At 40.5% G+C, this 17,078-nt stretch carries 16 protein-coding genes and 2 pseudogenes; 9 read left to right on the plus strand and 9 right to left on the minus strand.

The annotated features are described in order from the left end of the window. Both BN161_RS06845 and BN161_RS06850 read left to right on the plus strand, forming a co-directional pair. Nucleotides 1–625 (plus strand): annotated as a pseudogene (locus BN161_RS06845) (hypothetical protein); the annotation flags it as partial. 39 nt (nt 626–664) lie between these two features. Then, on the plus strand, nt 665–2,671 hold the full coding sequence (locus tag BN161_RS06850; RefSeq protein ID WP_044264232.1) for a bifunctional DNA primase/helicase: 2,007 nt from the start codon (nt 665–667) through the stop codon (nt 2,669–2,671). A 132-nt stretch (nt 2,672–2,803) separates the two neighbouring features. On the opposite strand, the gene BN161_RS06855 is transcribed toward BN161_RS06850, so the two are convergent. After that, on the minus strand, nt 2,804–3,061 hold the full coding sequence (locus tag BN161_RS06855) for a DUF4248 domain-containing protein (RefSeq protein ID WP_044264235.1): 258 nt from the start codon (nt 3,059–3,061) through the stop codon (nt 2,804–2,806). A 230-nt stretch (nt 3,062–3,291) separates the two neighbouring features. On the opposite strand from BN161_RS06855, the gene BN161_RS06860 reads away from it, so the two are divergent. From BN161_RS06860 to BN161_RS06865, 3 genes are all read left to right on the plus strand, one after another. Further along, nucleotides 3,292–3,831, plus strand: a complete 540-nt coding sequence (locus BN161_RS06860; protein WP_044264237.1) for an HU family DNA-binding protein — start codon at nt 3,292–3,294, stop codon at nt 3,829–3,831. A 116-nt stretch (nt 3,832–3,947) separates the two neighbouring features. Continuing rightward, nucleotides 3,948–4,052 carry a smalltalk protein gene (locus BN161_RS29750; RefSeq protein WP_165361061.1) on the plus strand — a complete coding sequence of 35 codons (105 nt, stop codon included), beginning with the start codon at nt 3,948–3,950 and terminating at the stop codon, nt 4,050–4,052. Beyond that, on the plus strand, nt 4,052–4,465 hold the full coding sequence (locus BN161_RS06865; protein ID WP_044264346.1) for an N-acetylmuramoyl-L-alanine amidase: 414 nt from the start codon (nt 4,052–4,054) through the stop codon (nt 4,463–4,465). The genes BN161_RS29750 and BN161_RS06865 overlap by 1 nt, the downstream gene beginning before the upstream one ends. Before the next feature lie 78 nt (nt 4,466–4,543). On the opposite strand, the gene BN161_RS06870 is transcribed toward BN161_RS06865, so the two are convergent. The 7 genes from BN161_RS06870 to BN161_RS06900 form a co-directional block, all read right to left on the minus strand. Next, complete coding sequence (locus BN161_RS06870) at nt 4,544–6,070, minus strand: lipopolysaccharide biosynthesis protein (RefSeq protein ID WP_044264238.1); 1,527 nt, start codon at nt 6,068–6,070, stop codon at nt 4,544–4,546. 4 nt (nt 6,071–6,074) lie between these two features. Further along, nucleotides 6,075–7,067: an acyltransferase family protein gene (locus BN161_RS06875; RefSeq protein ID WP_044264240.1), complete on the minus strand. Its 993-nt coding sequence runs from the start codon at nt 7,065–7,067 to the stop codon at nt 6,075–6,077. Continuing rightward, a complete protein-coding gene (locus BN161_RS06880) occupies nt 7,064–8,233 on the minus strand; it encodes an NAD-dependent epimerase/dehydratase family protein (protein WP_044264242.1) in 1,170 nt (389 codons plus the stop codon). The genes BN161_RS06875 and BN161_RS06880 overlap by 4 nt, the downstream gene beginning before the upstream one ends. Before the next feature lie 13 nt (nt 8,234–8,246). After that, nucleotides 8,247–8,471: a hypothetical protein gene (locus BN161_RS06885; RefSeq protein ID WP_044264349.1), complete on the minus strand. Its 225-nt coding sequence runs from the start codon at nt 8,469–8,471 to the stop codon at nt 8,247–8,249. An 11-nt stretch (nt 8,472–8,482) separates the two neighbouring features. Next, nucleotides 8,483–10,285: a Coenzyme F420 hydrogenase/dehydrogenase, beta subunit C-terminal domain gene (locus BN161_RS06890; protein ID WP_044264245.1), complete on the minus strand. Its 1,803-nt coding sequence runs from the start codon at nt 10,283–10,285 to the stop codon at nt 8,483–8,485. 358 nt (nt 10,286–10,643) lie between these two features. Continuing rightward, nucleotides 10,644–11,120, minus strand: coding sequence for a UpxZ family transcription anti-terminator antagonist (locus tag BN161_RS06895; RefSeq protein ID WP_044264247.1), 477 nt, complete (start codon nt 11,118–11,120; stop codon nt 10,644–10,646). 43 nt (nt 11,121–11,163) lie between these two features. Continuing rightward, entirely contained in the window at nt 11,164–11,703 is a 540-nt protein-coding gene (locus tag BN161_RS06900) for a UpxY family transcription antiterminator (protein ID WP_007217686.1), read from the minus strand. Between the two features lie 717 nt (nt 11,704–12,420). Here BN161_RS06900 and BN161_RS06905 point away from each other — a divergent pair. From BN161_RS06905 to BN161_RS06920, 4 genes and pseudogenes are all read left to right on the plus strand, one after another. Continuing rightward, complete coding sequence (locus BN161_RS06905; protein ID WP_044264249.1) at nt 12,421–13,608, plus strand: AMP-binding protein; 1,188 nt, start codon at nt 12,421–12,423, stop codon at nt 13,606–13,608. A gap of 12 nt (nt 13,609–13,620) precedes the next feature. Continuing rightward, on the plus strand, nt 13,621–13,863 hold the full coding sequence (locus BN161_RS06910) for an acyl carrier protein (RefSeq protein ID WP_044264252.1): 243 nt from the start codon (nt 13,621–13,623) through the stop codon (nt 13,861–13,863). Nucleotides 13,864–13,866: 3 nt separating this feature from the next. After that, nucleotides 13,867–15,152, plus strand: a pseudogene (locus BN161_RS06915) (MBOAT family O-acyltransferase). A gap of 21 nt (nt 15,153–15,173) precedes the next feature. After that, nucleotides 15,174–16,211, plus strand: a complete 1,038-nt coding sequence (locus BN161_RS06920; protein WP_044264254.1) for a hypothetical protein — start codon at nt 15,174–15,176, stop codon at nt 16,209–16,211. Nucleotides 16,212–16,251: 40 nt separating this feature from the next. Here BN161_RS06920 and BN161_RS06925 read toward each other — a convergent pair whose 3' ends face one another. After that, on the minus strand, nt 16,252–17,073 hold the full coding sequence (locus tag BN161_RS06925) for a glycoside hydrolase family 25 protein (RefSeq protein WP_044264257.1): 822 nt from the start codon (nt 17,071–17,073) through the stop codon (nt 16,252–16,254). Nucleotides 17,074–17,078 lie beyond the last annotated feature (5 nt).

The following is a 17,078-nucleotide window of genomic DNA, read 5'->3' on the forward strand; positions in this document are numbered from 1 at the left end:
GGAAACTTATCCGGTAGATGATATATATAATATTAATAATACTAAAGGGAGTTCTTCTGACGAAAAAGCTTCGCCTGAAGGCGACATACCTTTAGAAGATAATTCTTCTAAAAAAAATATTGTTACACCGGAATCTTTAGCTGCCGCTAAAGAGTTTTTTCATCTTATCAATAAGGATTCCACACAGAAAGCACAGATACTAACGCCACTCATCAATTGGTTCCAACTGCACGAAGGACTCACACGCAAACACGCATGTGAGAATCTCATTCATCTGGTCAATGAACTACTAATTCCTTATTTTGCTTCGCAAGCACGATTCATGAAATCCAATCACACCGGACGGCTCTGCTGGTTAAGCAATCTGTTGAAATCAGCCCACGGACAACATCTGTTAAACGACGCTGCAAGAACAAACAGAGAGAAACGAAAACAAGCAGTTCATGAAATAAGAAGTAATCAACGCAGCAATCACCCTCTCAACGAATTCGAATGGACAGATCCCGAATCCGAAATGCGATTCTACGACGATGAGATGGAAGGAACAGTGAATATACCCAAGGATGCACCACCAAGACCATCAGCAGAAGCGACATGGAATGTGTTAAGCAACAAATGGGTATAAAACTCTCCCATAAACCATAATTTATAATTCATAAATCCAATGAAACCATTTTATTATCTATGTGACTTTCCCGAACGTAAGAATGCAGGAAAGAATTTCGTAACAGAGTGCCCTAAATGCGGCAAAAAACATCTTTATATTTCCAAAACGACAGGAGCTTTTCACTGCTTCTCCAGCGGTTGCGACTTCAAAGGGAAGCTCAAAGACTTCTGGGAAGAAAGGCCGAGCTATAATTCGTCATTTACCGGAACAGCCGGTGATAAATTTATGGGTACACATTACCCTACCCACAATATCCGCCAGGAAAGAGAATCAGGAAACGGCAGTGGAAAAGCCACATCCGAAGTACCTATGATTCCCGAAGATTACAAAAAATTACCTCCCGAAGTATTCTCCAAAATCAAACCGCTGACAGATGATCCCGAGACTAAGGACCAGAATCAACTCGCTGCCCGACGCTATCTTGCAGATCAAGGCATCTCACTGAAAACGGCTATTGAAGCCCATATCGGCTGTCTCATGCATCGCTGCTACGGCAAGGATGAAGACAACAAGAGCACCGGAACCATGTATCATTGCATAGCCTACGTCAACTTTCTGAACGGACAGCCCATAAATGTCAAATATCGCTCGTGCGATCCCTCAACTATCAAGGCCACAGATGAAGGAGAAACAACCGGCAGGGAAAAAGCTGCCGGATATACCAAATTCTGGAGCCAGGATTCACCAACCACACCTTGCCCACCTTACCACATCGACTGCATCAATCCCCTGAAGGTAGCCGAAGAAACCATCCTCCGACTCATCATCACCGAAGGTGAAAAAGATGTGCTTACACTCAAAGAAGCAGGCTATCATTACGTTATTAGCGTACCCAACGGAGCGGCAAGCGATCTCTCTAAAAGTTTCGAAGCCTTCGAACCCTGGATAGACCAAGTGAGGGACATCGTGATCTGCGGAGACATCGACCTACCGGGAAGAACCCTGATGAAGCATCTCACCGACTACTTCGGAGAGCGTTGCCTACTCACCACACTACCCGGCGACTGCAAGGACATTTCCGACGTACTCGCCACATACGGCATCGAAGTCGTACACGAAATCATCGAATCCGCCCGACCGCAACACACAGCGGACATCGTCACCGTAAGCGAACGGGCAAACGGGATTTTGAACGTGCTGCACGGAGAATACGATCACGGATATGATGTAGGTTACGGCCCCTTGACCGACCATGTATTCCACCCCACCGACCAAGGCGGTCTGATTATCGAGACCGGAGTACCCAACAGCGGAAAGACCGATTTTCTGAACGACCTCACGTGCCGGCTCATGGCCAAGACCGGACGCTATGTATGTTACCTCTCTTTCGAAGTGCCCGACAAAGACAAGCATATCGCCCATCTCGTGCAGCTCATGCTGGGAAAAGTGAACACTGTAAATTATACCCAAGAACAGTTGAAACCTATTGTCAGTTTTCTGGATAGCCACATGGTGCACCTCGACTTGCATGAAGTATCCCCCACTCCCAACAATATCATCGCGAGAGCGGACATGGTGCGGCGCACCCTTCCACTGAAATATCTCATTATCGATCCATACCTCTTCATGGAGGTGGAAACCAACCGGTACAACACCGAAACCCAAGCCATAAAAGCTATGCTGACGCAGATGCAGGCATGGGGCAGAACCAACAATATATGGGTCATCATCGTAGCCCATCCGCGCAAACTCACCAAACTCAACGGGAAGAACGAGCTGGAAGAGATTGACATGTATACCATAGCAGGCAGTGCCAACTGGGCCAATCTGGCCGATTTCATATTTTCCATATCCCGCATCAACCGACAGGACAGCAACTATACCCGACTCGACATGCTGAAGGTGCGCGATCAGGACCTGTGCCAGACAGGAAGCGTCCTATATGTCCGACAAGCCTGCGGACGTTACGACGAACGGGAGTCCGAAGAGCAAGTAATAGCGGAAGCACAAGGCAAAGTCATGAGTAGGGATCATTCACCTTGGATCAGTCTCATCGAAAGTTGAAGGGAATAACACTTGCGGCTGCGTCGGGCTATGCTTGTGCAAGTGTATGCTTACACAGCCGCAAGCGTCAGGCTTCGCAGCCGCAAGTGTCAAACTTCACAAGTGCCACTTTCAAATCTTCCCTCTCAAGCCTTAAGGTCTCCCTATATACTCAAAAATCAGTTCCACCTGCTTGCTGGTAAAAATCTGTTGGGCGGAGCGGTAACCCGTATCCAGCAAAGCCTGATACAGAAGCACGTTCCCGCGCAACCAGCGCGAAAGGCGGTTAAGAGCCGAACGCTCCCCGATTTCAGGCGCGTATGCACGCGCTAACTCACTTTTGGAATAAGGACGGACAGGCCATTCTTCTACGGGCACATCCGTATCATGATTACATGCGATTGTCTTCATCTTACGATTACTTTTAGAGTACTGTTTATGCTATAAAGGTACAAAAAAGTCATCGGATATCACCCATTCCGTAACAATTTTATCAGGTGTCAATGTCACTCATTTTCATAGGTTCGGGAGATTGTATCTTTGTATTGTTCATCACGGAGGACGCAGCGTCTCACTGAGCCGATCCGAGCTTTTCCGTAAGAACTTAATTATTTAATTATTAATTCTTTAATTTATTAATCATGGGATTGAATTACAGTATCGCAATGCTCAAGAACCCGCAAAACCAGGATGAGAGCGCCAAGGCGTATGCCAAGTCACAAATCACAGGGGAACTGTCCCTGAAAGAACTGAGCCGCCGTGTAGCTGCGCAGACCACCGCCAGTCGTGCCGATGTCACCGCAGTTATCATCGCTACCGTAGAAAACATGATTGACGGCCTGCGTGCAGGCGAACAAGTAGACTTCGGAGATCTGGGAAAATTTCGTCTTCAAATTACCAGCCGGGGTGCAGAAACCGCGGAAAAATTTACGGCTACCAACATCACCGGAGTTAATATCCAGTTCATTCCGGGCGAAGATTTGAAAACCATATTCTCCGGTCTTGAGTTTTCACCCGTACCTACCCGTGCGGCTACACGTCTGCTGCTCAAAGCTCAAAAGGCGGGACAGACGACAGTGGACTTTTCAAAAACGCCCTCTTCCGGTGGAAATTCCGGCAGTAAACCGGATGACGGTGGTAACACCGGTGGCGGAGGACTGGATGAAAACCCGCTGGGATAGAATTTAAAAGCGTAGCCTTCAGAAATTAATAATGAAAAAATTAACCATGAAAGGCTGCGCAAATTCTTAAACGTCAACTAATATTTCAATTTTTATCTTTTAAATTTAATAGGTTTATGGAAAAGAAATCAAAATCAGTATGGGGCATTGTCCTCAAAGTTATCGTCACGGTGGTCACTGCCTTGGCCGGTGTATTCGGTATAACCTCCTGCATGCACTGATGAGAACCATCACACTCATTATCATTCACTGCTCAGCCACGCCTCAGGGCGTGCGCCGAAGTTTTGACGACTGTCGGCGGGATCACATCCGCCACCGTGGCTTCAATGACATTGGCTATCACTTCTACGTGACACGCGACGGTGAGATTCACCGTGGACGACCTTACGAACGCATTGGAGCACATTGCCGGAATCATAACCGCCATTCCTTAGGTATCTGCTACGAAGGTGGACTTACCGCTTCCGGACAACCGGCTGATACACGCACCTTACATCAGAAAGCTTCGTTAGTAGCTTTACTGCGCGAACTGAAACGGGTATTTCCACGGGCATTGATAGTAGGTCATCACGACCTCAACCCGATGAAAAACTGTCCTTGTTTTGATGCGGCAAAGGAATATAGGGAATTATAAAATTATACCGTAAAACATTTCCTTTTTATAAGGCATCTTATCAGATGCCTTATAAAAAAACTGTTATAAAATTCGCTATCATCTTCTAAATCTTCGTTTTACATATAACCAAACTTTTTGTTTGGTCAACATGTCAATCCCAATCCAATATATTGACAATATAATTATAATAACAGTTATAAAACCTATAAAAATGGAGTGTGGAATACTATCAACGCCTATTATATGATATAAAAAAACAGGTACAGGTAAAGCAGCCATAGTAACCAACAAACAGGGCTTAAAAACATTCCAGACATCTCTCCAATAATAATTTGCTATTTTCACTACTAATATAGGCTTTACTATTAACCCCAATACGGCATAAGTCAATAAACTAGCCCATGAAAGAGCGACAGGAGAATATCCCGCTTTAAATAAGAAATAGATTATAGGAAAACTAATAAAACCTAAGGTTGGTGATATTAGAGCATTTTCCCTCAACCGTCCTTTAGCATACAAAGCTGTATAAAAAGAAGTGTCAAAAACTTGAAACAGACTCTGAATAACTATAATCTGAAGAAATATAACCGTATAATCAGGCACAACATCCAGCCATATTTTTAATAAAGGATGCGCGAGAAGACAGACAGGAAAACAGATTATAAACATCATATAATAAGAATATTTGGTGGATGCCAACAATAGCCTTTTAGAACCCATCAAGTCGCCCACCGCCAGTTTCTTTACTATCTGCGGATTAGCTGCTGTACGAAAATTATTAACAAACTGACTAGCTGCCATATTTACTTGAATAGAAATAGATCGTGCCGCAACCACGGCAGGTTCAAAAAACATATTCAACAAAATCAGAATACCTTGACTATTAAGAGCTATTGAACTACTGGCAAATAAACTCCATCCCGAAAATCCCGCTATTTCTTTGAATATAGCCTTATCAAAAACAAAACGATAAACCGTTTCCTTAAAATGCCGACTACAATACAAACGATAGATACAAATGAGTCCTACCTGAACTATGAATAATAAAGTGGCATACAATTTTAATTTATCATAACTGCCAATGGATAAAAGATAGACTATTCCTAGTTTTGCCGAAACTTCTATAATGCTCATATATGCAAAAACCGACATTTTCTCATGCGCAATAATACTTGCATTATAAGGAACTTGTGTCAATGTAAACACAGCAGTTAATATGGATATATGAAAAGTATAAACTGCAGCGTCCATCCGCTCAGCCGGTATCACCAATTTATTATAAAGAAACCATACTCCGAGCGTTTCTGCAACTATAACAACAAAGAGAGCAATTGCTATATGAATAGTCAATGTTGTAGAGAAAGTTCTCTTCAACTTTTCAAGATTGCCTGTTCCCAGTTCGTAAGTTAAAAAACGAGACGAACCTGTGCTGAGCGCACTATTAATAAAAGACAAAAAGCCAACAATTCCACCTACGGACTGATAAATACCATAATTGTCAACTCCTAACGTTTGTAGTATCACACGTGAAGTATACAATGAAACTATCATTGTAAACATCATACGGAAATACAGGAATGCGGTATTCTTTGCGATGGTTCTATTGTTTGTTTTCTCCATCATCTTATTAAAGCCCTATCACTTGAGGAAATATTTTCTTTAAAAGAAGCACTAAGATTAAATAAGAGACTAAGATTACACTCCCTCCTACTAGCATATATTCATAATAAGGAATATGGGGATTTAAATACCGCACAATTGGGTCGTATATCCAGTTCAATATTATTCTATGAGAGGCAAACAACGTCAAAGAATATTCTCCTATCAAAACAAGATATTTGGCAGACCCTATTTTACAGCCTATATACCAAAGAATATAACAAGCACATAATGAGTATGGCAGATTGAGCAAGAAACTTCCCGTCCGTTGATATAGCAAAACGAACGACAAATCTTGTCTGTTAAAAAACAATATCAAAACAAAAACAACAATGGTTAATACCAGAATCTTAATATCAGGAAAATCTTTCTTTTCTTTAAGTAGTCTCTTAAAAAGATATCCAAAGTGATAGTAAACCAGTCCTAAAGCTATATTTCCATCAGAAAGAATCTGCATTCTATTATGAACCAAGCATGCAAACAGAAAACTTCCTAAGATTAAAACATGCTTGTAATATCCTTGCACATAGACATCTATAAAAAAATATATAATAGAAACGCTAAAAAGGCTAAAAAAGAACCATAATGGCGTATTTGACGCCAAGGCCCCTGTAGAAACAAGAGAATAAAAAGGTGCTAAGAAATCTATTGTCCCATATAAAATATATCTGTTTGCATAGTAAACAATCAAGGAAACTGCAGACCAAAAAACATAAGGAAACAACAACTTTCTCACTTTATTATAGACGAAATCAGAAGCAGATCTTTTCGAAGAAAACAGAAAACCGCTGAAAAAATAAAATGACGTCATAAAAAAAGACATTATACTGAATAGAAGAGGCCTATTTCCTGATTCATAGGATATAAGTCCAAATTGCATAGACATGTGATAAAAAACCACATAGAGAATAAGTCCTCCTCTGATCAAATCTAAATATTGTATTCTATTGTTTTGCATCATTTCCCCAATAATGTTCTTTTTACTTTTCTAATAACTCTAAAACCAAACATCATTACCACAACATCCCAACGACCTCTATGTAAAGCAAAAATATATTTTCGTTTGTCCGAAGAATCAGCATCCCCGAGATAATCAATAAAGTGCAGGTTTAACCCATCTGTATTAATTCTGTTTTTCTTACACCATTTCAGTATTATGCGATCTGTATCACCTTCAAAATCCCAATCTATTCCAAACTGATAATGATTGTCTCGATAAGCATTATAAGTCATCTCAATGCCTTTTCTCAATGAAATTGTGTGCCGAAACAAAGGAACAACAGCTTTTATCTTGTCGTTACTATTAAAACGATCAATGGAACGTCCTCCCAATATTTCACCAGCGCGGCTCGGAAGTTCTTTGGCATAGAAATCACTCGTTATATCTATTGTCTTTACTTTTTTTCCAGTAAATTCAGACAAAACATCAAGCACTTCATTAAAAGATGGAGTCTCATCACCACAAACATTAAAAGCTTCGTTATAGGCTTCATCTTTCCCTATTAATCCAACCACACCTACAGCAAAGTCTTCAACACGCATCATATTGCAACGATTTATTCCACCATTCCATCTTATGATAGGCTTACCGCTTAATATACGTGCAATCAATGTCCAGTGATAACCGTATTGAGGAGAAATACCATAAGGAATACGAGTGTCATCATACGTCACACATGGACGAATCACAGTATAATTACAATTGGAATTAGCAGCCAATTTCATCAGAAGTTCTTCACTTGCCCACTTATTTACACTATATCTCCACATAGGACGGACTTTTGGAGAATTTTCATTACACACAGTTGCTAACTCTGTATTATAGACGGCACATGAGGAAATAAAAAAATACTGTCTGGTATAATGCGAATAGAAATTAAAGCTTTCTGTTGTCTCTTTATCATTATAACAGAGAAAGTCCATTACTGCATCAAACTTTCGTTCCCCCAGCAAACCACGAATTCTATTAAAATCATTTTTATCGGATTTAATCAACTCCACATTATCAGGAATAAGTTTTTTTCGATGCCCTCTATTTATCATGACCACCTGTATTCCCTGTTTTAAAGCTTCATTGGTAACAGCTGTACTAAGAACCCCTGTACCACCAATCATTAATACATTCATAAAATGTTATCCATTATTTGGAGAGATAGAGTCGATATAAGTCACTTATAGTCTCTGCCCCTTTCATCTCAGATACCACAAAATTCTTATTATACTTATCAGCCATATCAGTCATAAAAGCTAAACCAGCAAGCGAACTCCACTCATCCATATAGCGGAACTCCGTACTCATATCAATAGATTCATTAAGCCCATCAAAAAGGCTTTTGAAAAACTCTAAAAATTCTTGTTCGTTCATATTCCTCATTTTTAATGCTTCCACACAATATCTGTATCAATAATCCGAGCCGGTGATCCGGTCACCAATACACGGGCAGGCAATGGAGCGATTACCACGGAATTGGAACCAACCACCGTACCGTCACCTACTTTTACACCCGGCATGATTTTACATTCGGAACAAAGCCAGCAAAAATCACCAATTATAACAGGGTTAGTATCCTTGAAACCTTGTTGGGCAATAATATGGCCACCATTAGTATCGCGGATAGAGACATCGCGGCCATAGAATGTATGGCTGCCAATATGTATCTTATCACCACAAATTAGCGTCAAGCCAATGTTTCCACCACCGGAGGCACCACATACAAGCTCCGCATTATCAAACACTTCCACATCACAACCATAACCAAAACGGAAATCACCCTGAAATTCAACCTTAGAATTCTTGCCAAACAGGAAACGACTTTCCAGTTTAGATTTACGAAACCTTTTATTGCCCAATAGAATTCTCCCACCTACTGTTACTTTAGCAGTTTTATCAATCTCGAAGACACAATAGGGAGTTGGAAAAAGTAATTTACCCTTTTTCCAATCGGTCTTTATAGCCGGATGAAAAAAATTCAGGTGAAAGAACTGCCAAACCGCTTTAGGACGTAATTGAGTCATCGTCATAAAAGTGCGTGTACAAGAAACCAATGTCCGTATCTTATCATATTTTCTTGTTGATATCGGGAAATATTTATCTCCCAATTGGTCGAAACGCATACTTTCCAAATCCAAAAAGAATTGTTTCCTGTCATAATCGGGACAAACTGCCGGCTTTACTAAAGCAGGATTGAAAGGCTGTATATTTTCAATTTTCACTTCTCTTTTCCGTAAACGCTTGCTTACTTGTTCAAAGAAAATTTTCCCTTTTTCTGAATTAATAAGGACAGCTGAAGTGCCTGTATTATTATCCAAATCCTTAGCTGCTTTCTCCACCCCCCAAAAATCAGCTAAAGTGATGTCAGCCATACGTGGATAGCCCTTGAATTGACATGAATAACAAGAAGGCCGATCTATCATGCCGCTATGATAGGCCCTGCTGTAAAGGTCTTTACCTCTCACACCATAGTATGACTTTCCATTGGCAAACGTAGATTTTTTGGTCAGACTACGCCAGCCCAACTCTTTATTCTTAGCCTTAAAATAAACAACCTTAGAGGCATTTATTTCTTCCAAATAATCAAAATATTTCCGGTGAGCTTTAGGTGATGCAATGCTCTTACATATAAAATCTACAATTATCAGATTCTCATAGTCTTTATCCAAATACCTGCGCAAGGCAGCCATTTGGCAAGGAGTTCCGCAAACTAATACCGGTTTTCCTGTTTTTACCGCTTTCTTGACTGCAGTATAGAAGCCCTCAGCATCGCTCTGCAAATATTTGGAACTACGGAGTCTTTTCAAATCCTCTTTGTTGTTTGAAATAAACTGGTGGGCAAAAAAATTAGTATCATAAACAGCTCCGCCAACATAACCGCCTTGTTTATATACACTTTCCGCCATTGCAGAAAAAGCTCCGCCGGATGTACTATCGAAGCGAATTTCCAAGTTCTTATGATAAGCTCCGTAACAAACCGGTGGATTATAATCATTGCGCTTCAATTCCTCAACGTGCAATATGGGACATACACGCTCGCATAACCCGCAATCAGTGCATTTATCCTTATCTACCTCCGGATACCAAAACCCTTCAATATCCGTTTTGAAAGTAATTGCATCATGAGCGCACACGTCGCCACAGGCGTTGCAACCGCAACACATTGCTTTATCTGAAATATCAATCATATAAATGGGAATACTTAATGAGAATATAAAATTCTGACCAACTCACTCTTCAGGTAAGCCGGCACATATATTCATACTGCAATAAAAAAATGCAGCGCCAAAAATAAAAGGGAATAGTTACAACTGATTTATCAATCTATCAAGCGTGACCAACAATTGACGCGTTGGCTCTAACAGAGGAAGTACATCTTCACTTGCAAAATCAAAAAAATCATTATAGTCACCCGTTATGCGATTTTGTAATAAACGGGGAATACAGACGGCCTTCTTCTTCCGTCAAAAGACCTTTAGATATGAAATTCAAGCCAAACTGACCTATCCACACCGTTATGACTATGAATACTTATGCCAAATAGAATCACGCCTCAGCCTCTTCCCATGGATAAGGATTTTCTTCAATATTCTTCAGTTCCTCTATTGCTTCCTCCTGCTCAGCAGTCAGTCGGAAACTGCCCCAGCTATCAATAATAGCATGAGCCTCTTTAGCCAACTCCTCTGCATAAACCTCACCATAGCAATAAGTCAGCAGACGAACTTTCAACAATGAAGCAGGGATCAGTGGAAGAACGTTAAGAGCACGCTCCAGAACTTTCTGAATATATTCCTGTTTATGCCCATTATCATACATTGTGGCATTGAAGGCTACTAAAAGACCTAAACACAGCTCAGCTTCAGCTTCAGGAGTTGAGCCATGTTTTCCATACGAGTTTAGGGCTGATTCATAAACATCACGATTCAGACGGGTGAAACTATCAACATAAATCGGACTGCCATCCTGACCTAGAGTGAGAAGACTGTGAGCCAGGGAAAATAAGGATGAAACTTGATCACTCATATATTTAATTATGATTTAGAATTTATGATTTATGACACTGAAATTAGTCAGTTATCGGTTCTACAAGCGAAGAGTGAATAAAAGTCGTTGCAACAGCCATGACACCTTCAATATTGACAACTACACGACGGTCGCGACGGATACGAACAAATTCTCCTACAGCACCCTCAAAAACACCGCCCATGACACGCACCTTCTGGCCTCTTACCAGTTGAAGTTCAGCGGGTTCTACATAAATAACCGATTCTTCGTAGGTACCAGCAACAAGAATGAAACTACGCATCTGATCGTCTGGAACGATAACAGGAAGATGATGCTCCCGATTCATTATATAGCGTATAGGGATGTTCATACCGGCTTTATCCTTCAATGTATCGATACGCTTACGAGTAGAGCGAATGAAAACAAGGTTATGCACGGCAGGAACAAACTTACAAATGCGACGACCATCTTTCACGACATAATCGCGACGCATCGGAATGAAATTCTCTATCTTCTCTTCATCCAGAAAAGCTTTCAGAGCCAGTTCACGGCCATATGTGACACGTACTGCGAACCAGTGGAGGCGAGGAGGGATGTTCACGTCAGAATATTCTTTGGGGACACCGGAGTAGTGAAATACTTACCGATTATTTTATGTAATGCAGTTGTTTTCAACAACTTATTTAGCATTCATCTTATTCCAAAGCGTTCCGTCATCTCGATCAAAAAGCAGTGAAATAGTTATGTAAAAAGGTTATTAACGAAGAGATAAAAGAAAACGAAGTGTCTTTTAATCGTTCGTTTAATGTGCGCCATTTTAAACGTAAAAAATGGATACCAAGAATTATAAAAATGAGAAGATATTAAATCCATTTAGATATAATATAGAATATTGATTATCAACAATATAATGTTTGAAATAAAATCTATTAGAAATATTTTTATTAAACACCTTGTACATTCGAAAAATACCCATTATCTTTGCGCACATTAAACGAACATTTTTTGCACACCCCTTATTTCAGGACGATATATAACTATATATCAATGCATTATCATTCCTCTAAATACTTTTTAGAAATGTCTCTTTTCATACTTTCTATCTATAATAAAAAAGGTCAAAGCCATTCTATTATTCGTCTATAAATCAGAGAAATAGTCATTACATCAAAAGAGAGAAAGATTATCTCCTAATACCTTCCTTCTATATTTAACACACATTAAGCCCTCCTCAATAGGGAAAATATCAAATCCTCCTGTCTTTACTACACAGAAAACGAATTAGACATTTACTATAAACTATAAAATCACGAACAGAATGGAAAAGGATCAAAAAGATATGATCAGTGAGATCATAGAGGCTTTTGAGAAGTATGCAGGACATCAGGCATTTGTTATTAACAACATCACCTATACCTATCGTCAACTGTCTGAAACTGTATATAAAATATCCGCTTTGATTAATAGCAGGGAAGATAAAATCATCGGCATTATAGCCGAAGATAAATTGGAGACTTATGCCTCCATACTGGCAGTATTAATCAGCGGGAAAACGTATGTCATTCTACACCCAGCCTATCCCAGACACAGGAATAGAAAGATTGCGGAACTCGCCGATATTCATTTAATTCTATATACAAAGGACATCCGTGTATTGAACCTGGATACCGAACACGTAGATTTTATATGCACTTCGGAGTTACAGGAAATAGTTCCGTCTTCTTCCGGCATACATCCGGAAAAGAATGAAAATGCTTATATCATTTTCACCTCCGGCAGTACGGGAGAGCCGAAAGGAGTTCCTATCTCCCGTAACAACCTAAACGCTTTCTATAACGCATACAGCCATCTGGACTGGCAGTTGGACGAGAATGACCGTATGCTGCAAATGTTCGAACTAACCTTTGACGTTTCTATCGTTTCTTTCTTATTTCCCCTGGCAATAGGTGCATGCATATATACAGTCTCTCCGGAAGGCGTAAAGTATATCAATGTCATTGAAACCCTGGAAAAATACAACCTCACATTTGCTGCCGTAGCCCCCTCCCTACTCCAGTTATTATTACCCTATTTCTCTGAGATACAACTTCCTGAACTCAAATACCTGATAGTTACCGCCGAAGCATCGGATGTTGAATTACTATCTGCCTTCAGAGCCTGTGCTCCCAACGCCTCTTTTGTGAACCTGTATGGTCCCACAGAAGGAACAATTTATTGCACAGCCTACCGGATACCGACCACCTCATGCAAACATCATAACGGTATGATTGCTATAGGCAAGCCATTCGAAGGAGTAGATGTTCTAATTATGGATAATAACGGTAGCCCCGTCGCCACAGGCGAAACCGGAAAACTCTGGATCAGTGGCAGACAAGTGATGAACGGCTATTGGAACGCTCCTGAAAAGACTAAAGAATGCCTCATCGAAGGGAAGGATTGTATGGAACATTTCCCACTGAACACCAGCAGCAAAACCGATAGAAAAAGAATACTGGAACTAATATAAAACTAAACTAACATGAATACGCAAATGATTTTAAATGAACTGAGCCTGATTTTTCAGGAGATATTGAAGAGAGACAACATCGTTCTTACCAGTGAAACCACCGCCCAGGATGTGGAAGGTTGGAATTCACTGACCAATATGTTACTGATAAGCAGAATAGAGAAAGATTTCAATGTTCACTTCACCTTCAGAGACATTGTCCGATTCAAGAATGTAGGAGATATTTGCAATGCCATTCTCACCAAAACCAAATAAGACATGTCATTCATATCTTTGAATTTTGTCACACTGTTTGTATGTACCTTTCTTTTGTACTACACACTTCCACCTAAATATAGAAAAGCTATACTCTTGTTGTCAAGCTGTGTTTTCATAGGCTATTACCACATAGCTTTCCTGATCATAGCCCTTCTCATTTCACTGGCAACTTTTTTTCTCGGTAAATGGGTGGGACAATCAAAACATGAGAAGGATGCGAAAAGAATCTATATTTCGGGCTTGTGTTTTCTAATTACAGGCTGGTTGGCATTCCGATATGCCAACCTCCTGCCAGGCGTACACTGGCTATTCCCCTTAGGCATCTCCTTTTATACCTTTCAGGCCCTTTCGTACCTGACGGAAATCTATTGGAAAGAAGAAGAACCGGAAGAGAACCTTGCAGACTTCATGATATATATGCTCTTTTTCATGAAATTCCTATCAGGACCTATAGAACGGGCAAGAGATATGCTTCCACAATTGAAATCGGGTAAACCGGTAGCATATCCATCCATTGTCTACGGAATGAAACTGATCGTAGTGGGACTGATAAAGAAGTTGATCCTTGCCGATTATATTTCCCCTTATATAGATGGTATTTTCAACTCTATACATACGGCATCCGGTATCCAATTACTCATGGCATGCCTTTTATATCCGGTAGAATTGTATGGTGACTTTTCCGGTTATACGGATATTGCACTTGGAGGTGCCTGTATGTTGGGATTCAAACTCAGCCCTAACTTCAACCGCCCATTCATAGCTCAAACCACTGCCGAATTCTGGAGAAGATGGCACATGTCTCTTTCATTTTGGGTTAGGGATTACTTATATCTGCCCCTATCTTCGGGCATGCGCCGTTGGGGACAGTGGGGAGTATTCCTGAGTCTGAGCCTGACATTTGCAGGATTAGGTGCCTGGCATGGTGCAGGATGTTTGCAACCCTGTCCATCCTCCGCACTTATCTGCTTTTCGCAGTTTCCTTGATTTTTTTCCGTTTAGAGTCGGTGAGCGATGCTCTCTATTACATCAGAAACATCTCGTTCAGTACTCATGCCAGCTGGAAAGAAGTAAGCATCGGAATTCCGGATCATAATTGTATTGTGGCCAGTAGTGCTCTTGTAGTGATTTTAGTTTACGAATATTTTATGTCGAAACGAGATCTTCTAGAAGCGTTGGAAAAACAACCCATGCTTGTCAGATGGGGCATTTATTATCTGCTGGCCATTATGTTCTTTACTTTGGGACAGTTCAATTCCGACAGTTTTATTTATTTGCAATTTTAATCTAAAAACAAAGATAGCAGAATGAAGAAAAACAGTGAGCGAAGTGCAGCTATGCGCTTCACGATGAAACTATTTATACTCCTGACGCCATTTATAACCTTACTAGTGGTGTATTTCCTCAATGATCCTTTTATGGTTTTAAGGCATTATAACCGTTATGACGACTCACCCGTCATGTTGAATGAAGGCTATATCGGTTGGCAAATGTATATGAACAACCGGGATTCCATTGCATTTGATTCTTTTATCATGGGAAATTCCTGCACCATGGCCTATCAATGTCATGAATGGGAAAAATATCTGGATGGTGGCAGGGCGGTACGCCTGTTCGAAAATGCAGAAAGCATAGCCGCCATCAGTAAGAAGTTGCAGGCTTTGGAAAGAAATGGTGCAGAAATAAAGAATCTGCTCCTGATTCTGGATAAAGAGTCATTGGGTAAAGACCAGCTCTCAAGCAACCATAACCATGTGTTGCCCCCGGCTATCTCAGGGATCAGCAACTTTAGTTTTCAGGAGAAATTCTGTCAGGCTTTCTTCTTCCCTAATTTCCTGTTTCCTTATCTCGATTATAAAATATTTCATCAATACCGTCCCTATATGCAAGGAGTGATAAACCCTTATGGCGCAATCAGAGATGCAGTGACAAATGATGCAATCAATCCCAGAGAGAAGATGATCCGGGATGAAGGAGAGGCATATTGGGAAAATCGCAAAAAAGAATTTGTGAAAGCCAGAGACTGCAATTACAGAAATGGTGAATACCGGGAAGGTGAGCAATTCCTATGGGAAACACAGACCGGATTATTGAAGAAAATAGATCAAATCTGCCGGAAACATAACACCTCGGTTAAAATCATCATCAGTCCCGACTATAACCAGATCAGCATAAATCCGACAGATGTGGAAATATTAAAAGGCATTTTTGGCTATGAAAACGTATTTGATTTCAGTGGTATCAATGAATATACGAACGATATTCATAACTACTACGAAAAAGGACATTACAGACCGATACTCGGAGCACACTTATTACAAAAAGTATATGCAAACCATAACTGATTTGAAATACATATTAAAAGTAACGGCTTATTATGCGAAACTATTTCTGTAGAGTAAGCGCCCGCAATTGTTCCAAAGATCCGTTGAATACATTCAAATCGACCTCTTCTCTGATACCGGGAACATTGCCCACATCAGTATGTTGCCAGAAGTGCCATGAACCTTCATATTTGACGGAGTCTACGTAATAGTGGGCAATCCAGTAGGGGTAAGTATTGAATACCGAATCACTAAGATAGCGGTTCTTGAATTTATAAGATGTATAAAGAATCGGTTTCACACCATAATGTGATTCTATACGATCGAGCCAGGTTTTGACAGCAATCCTTAAGTCATGGGGCGTGCTTTTACCAATAGTTTCGACATCAAGTACAGGTGGCAGATCTCCGGGAATAAGCTGGACCGTACGAATAAAGAAATCGGCTTGTTTTAGCGGATCTGTTTTAGGAGAGAAGAAATGGTAAGCTCCGCGAATAAAACCGTAACGATGCGCCTGATCAAAATTGAACGGGAAAGTATCATCAGCATGATCACCACCTTCGGTAGCTTTCATAAAGACAAAATGGATAGGAAATTTGGTTGTTTTGTTGGTTGTCAGTTGCACCCAGTCAATACTGCCTTGATAATGGGAGATATCAATGCCATGCACTTCATAGTCGCAGGGCATACAGACCCCATATCCTTTCTGACCATAACAAGGTTTCCAACGATAGGTATACGGACGAATGAAAAACCAATAAAACCCGGCAGAGAATACGGCAATGATACAAACAGCAAGTATTGTACGTAACCATGCAGGCATGATACGCGCTTCGCTTTTCTTTTTACCGCGACGTGCAGCAGATTTCCTTTTAGTTGCCATGTAAT

It is taken from the genome of Bacteroides timonensis (genome assembly GCF_000513195.1).
Taxonomy (GTDB): Bacteria; Bacteroidota; Bacteroidia; order Bacteroidales; family Bacteroidaceae; genus Bacteroides; species Bacteroides timonensis.

Excerpts from the sequence above, each read along its gene's own strand:
- BN161_RS06885 (WP_044264349.1), bottom strand. The coding sequence starts at position 8,471 with ATGAACGAACAAGAATTTTTAGAGTTTTTCAAAAGCCTTTTTGATGGG.
- BN161_RS06910 (WP_044264252.1), top strand. The coding sequence starts at position 13,621 with ATGAATACGCAAATGATTTTAAATGAACTGAGCCTGATTTTTCAGGAG.
- BN161_RS06855 (WP_044264235.1), bottom strand. The coding sequence starts at position 3,061 with ATGAAGACAATCGCATGTAATCATGATACGGATGTGCCCGTAGAAGAA.
- BN161_RS06870 (WP_044264238.1), bottom strand. The coding sequence starts at position 6,070 with ATGATGGAGAAAACAAACAATAGAACCATCGCAAAGAATACCGCATTC.
- BN161_RS06850 (WP_044264232.1), top strand. The coding sequence starts at position 665 with ATGAAACCATTTTATTATCTATGTGACTTTCCCGAACGTAAGAATGCA.
- BN161_RS06895 (WP_044264247.1), bottom strand. The coding sequence starts at position 11,120 with ATGAGTGATCAAGTTTCATCCTTATTTTCCCTGGCTCACAGTCTTCTC.
- BN161_RS06875 (WP_044264240.1), bottom strand. The coding sequence starts at position 7,067 with ATGATGCAAAACAATAGAATACAATATTTAGATTTGATCAGAGGAGGA.
- BN161_RS06920 (WP_044264254.1), top strand. The coding sequence starts at position 15,174 with ATGAAGAAAAACAGTGAGCGAAGTGCAGCTATGCGCTTCACGATGAAA.
- BN161_RS06860 (WP_044264237.1), top strand. The coding sequence starts at position 3,292 with ATGGGATTGAATTACAGTATCGCAATGCTCAAGAACCCGCAAAACCAG.
- BN161_RS06865 (WP_044264346.1), top strand. The coding sequence starts at position 4,052 with ATGAGAACCATCACACTCATTATCATTCACTGCTCAGCCACGCCTCAG.
- BN161_RS06905 (WP_044264249.1), top strand. The coding sequence starts at position 12,421 with ATGGAAAAGGATCAAAAAGATATGATCAGTGAGATCATAGAGGCTTTT.
- BN161_RS29750 (WP_165361061.1), top strand. The coding sequence starts at position 3,948 with ATGGAAAAGAAATCAAAATCAGTATGGGGCATTGTCCTCAAAGTTATC.
- BN161_RS06925 (WP_044264257.1), bottom strand. The coding sequence starts at position 17,073 with ATGGCAACTAAAAGGAAATCTGCTGCACGTCGCGGTAAAAAGAAAAGC.
- BN161_RS06890 (WP_044264245.1), bottom strand. The coding sequence starts at position 10,285 with ATGATTGATATTTCAGATAAAGCAATGTGTTGCGGTTGCAACGCCTGT.
- BN161_RS06880 (WP_044264242.1), bottom strand. The coding sequence starts at position 8,233 with ATGAATGTATTAATGATTGGTGGTACAGGGGTTCTTAGTACAGCTGTT.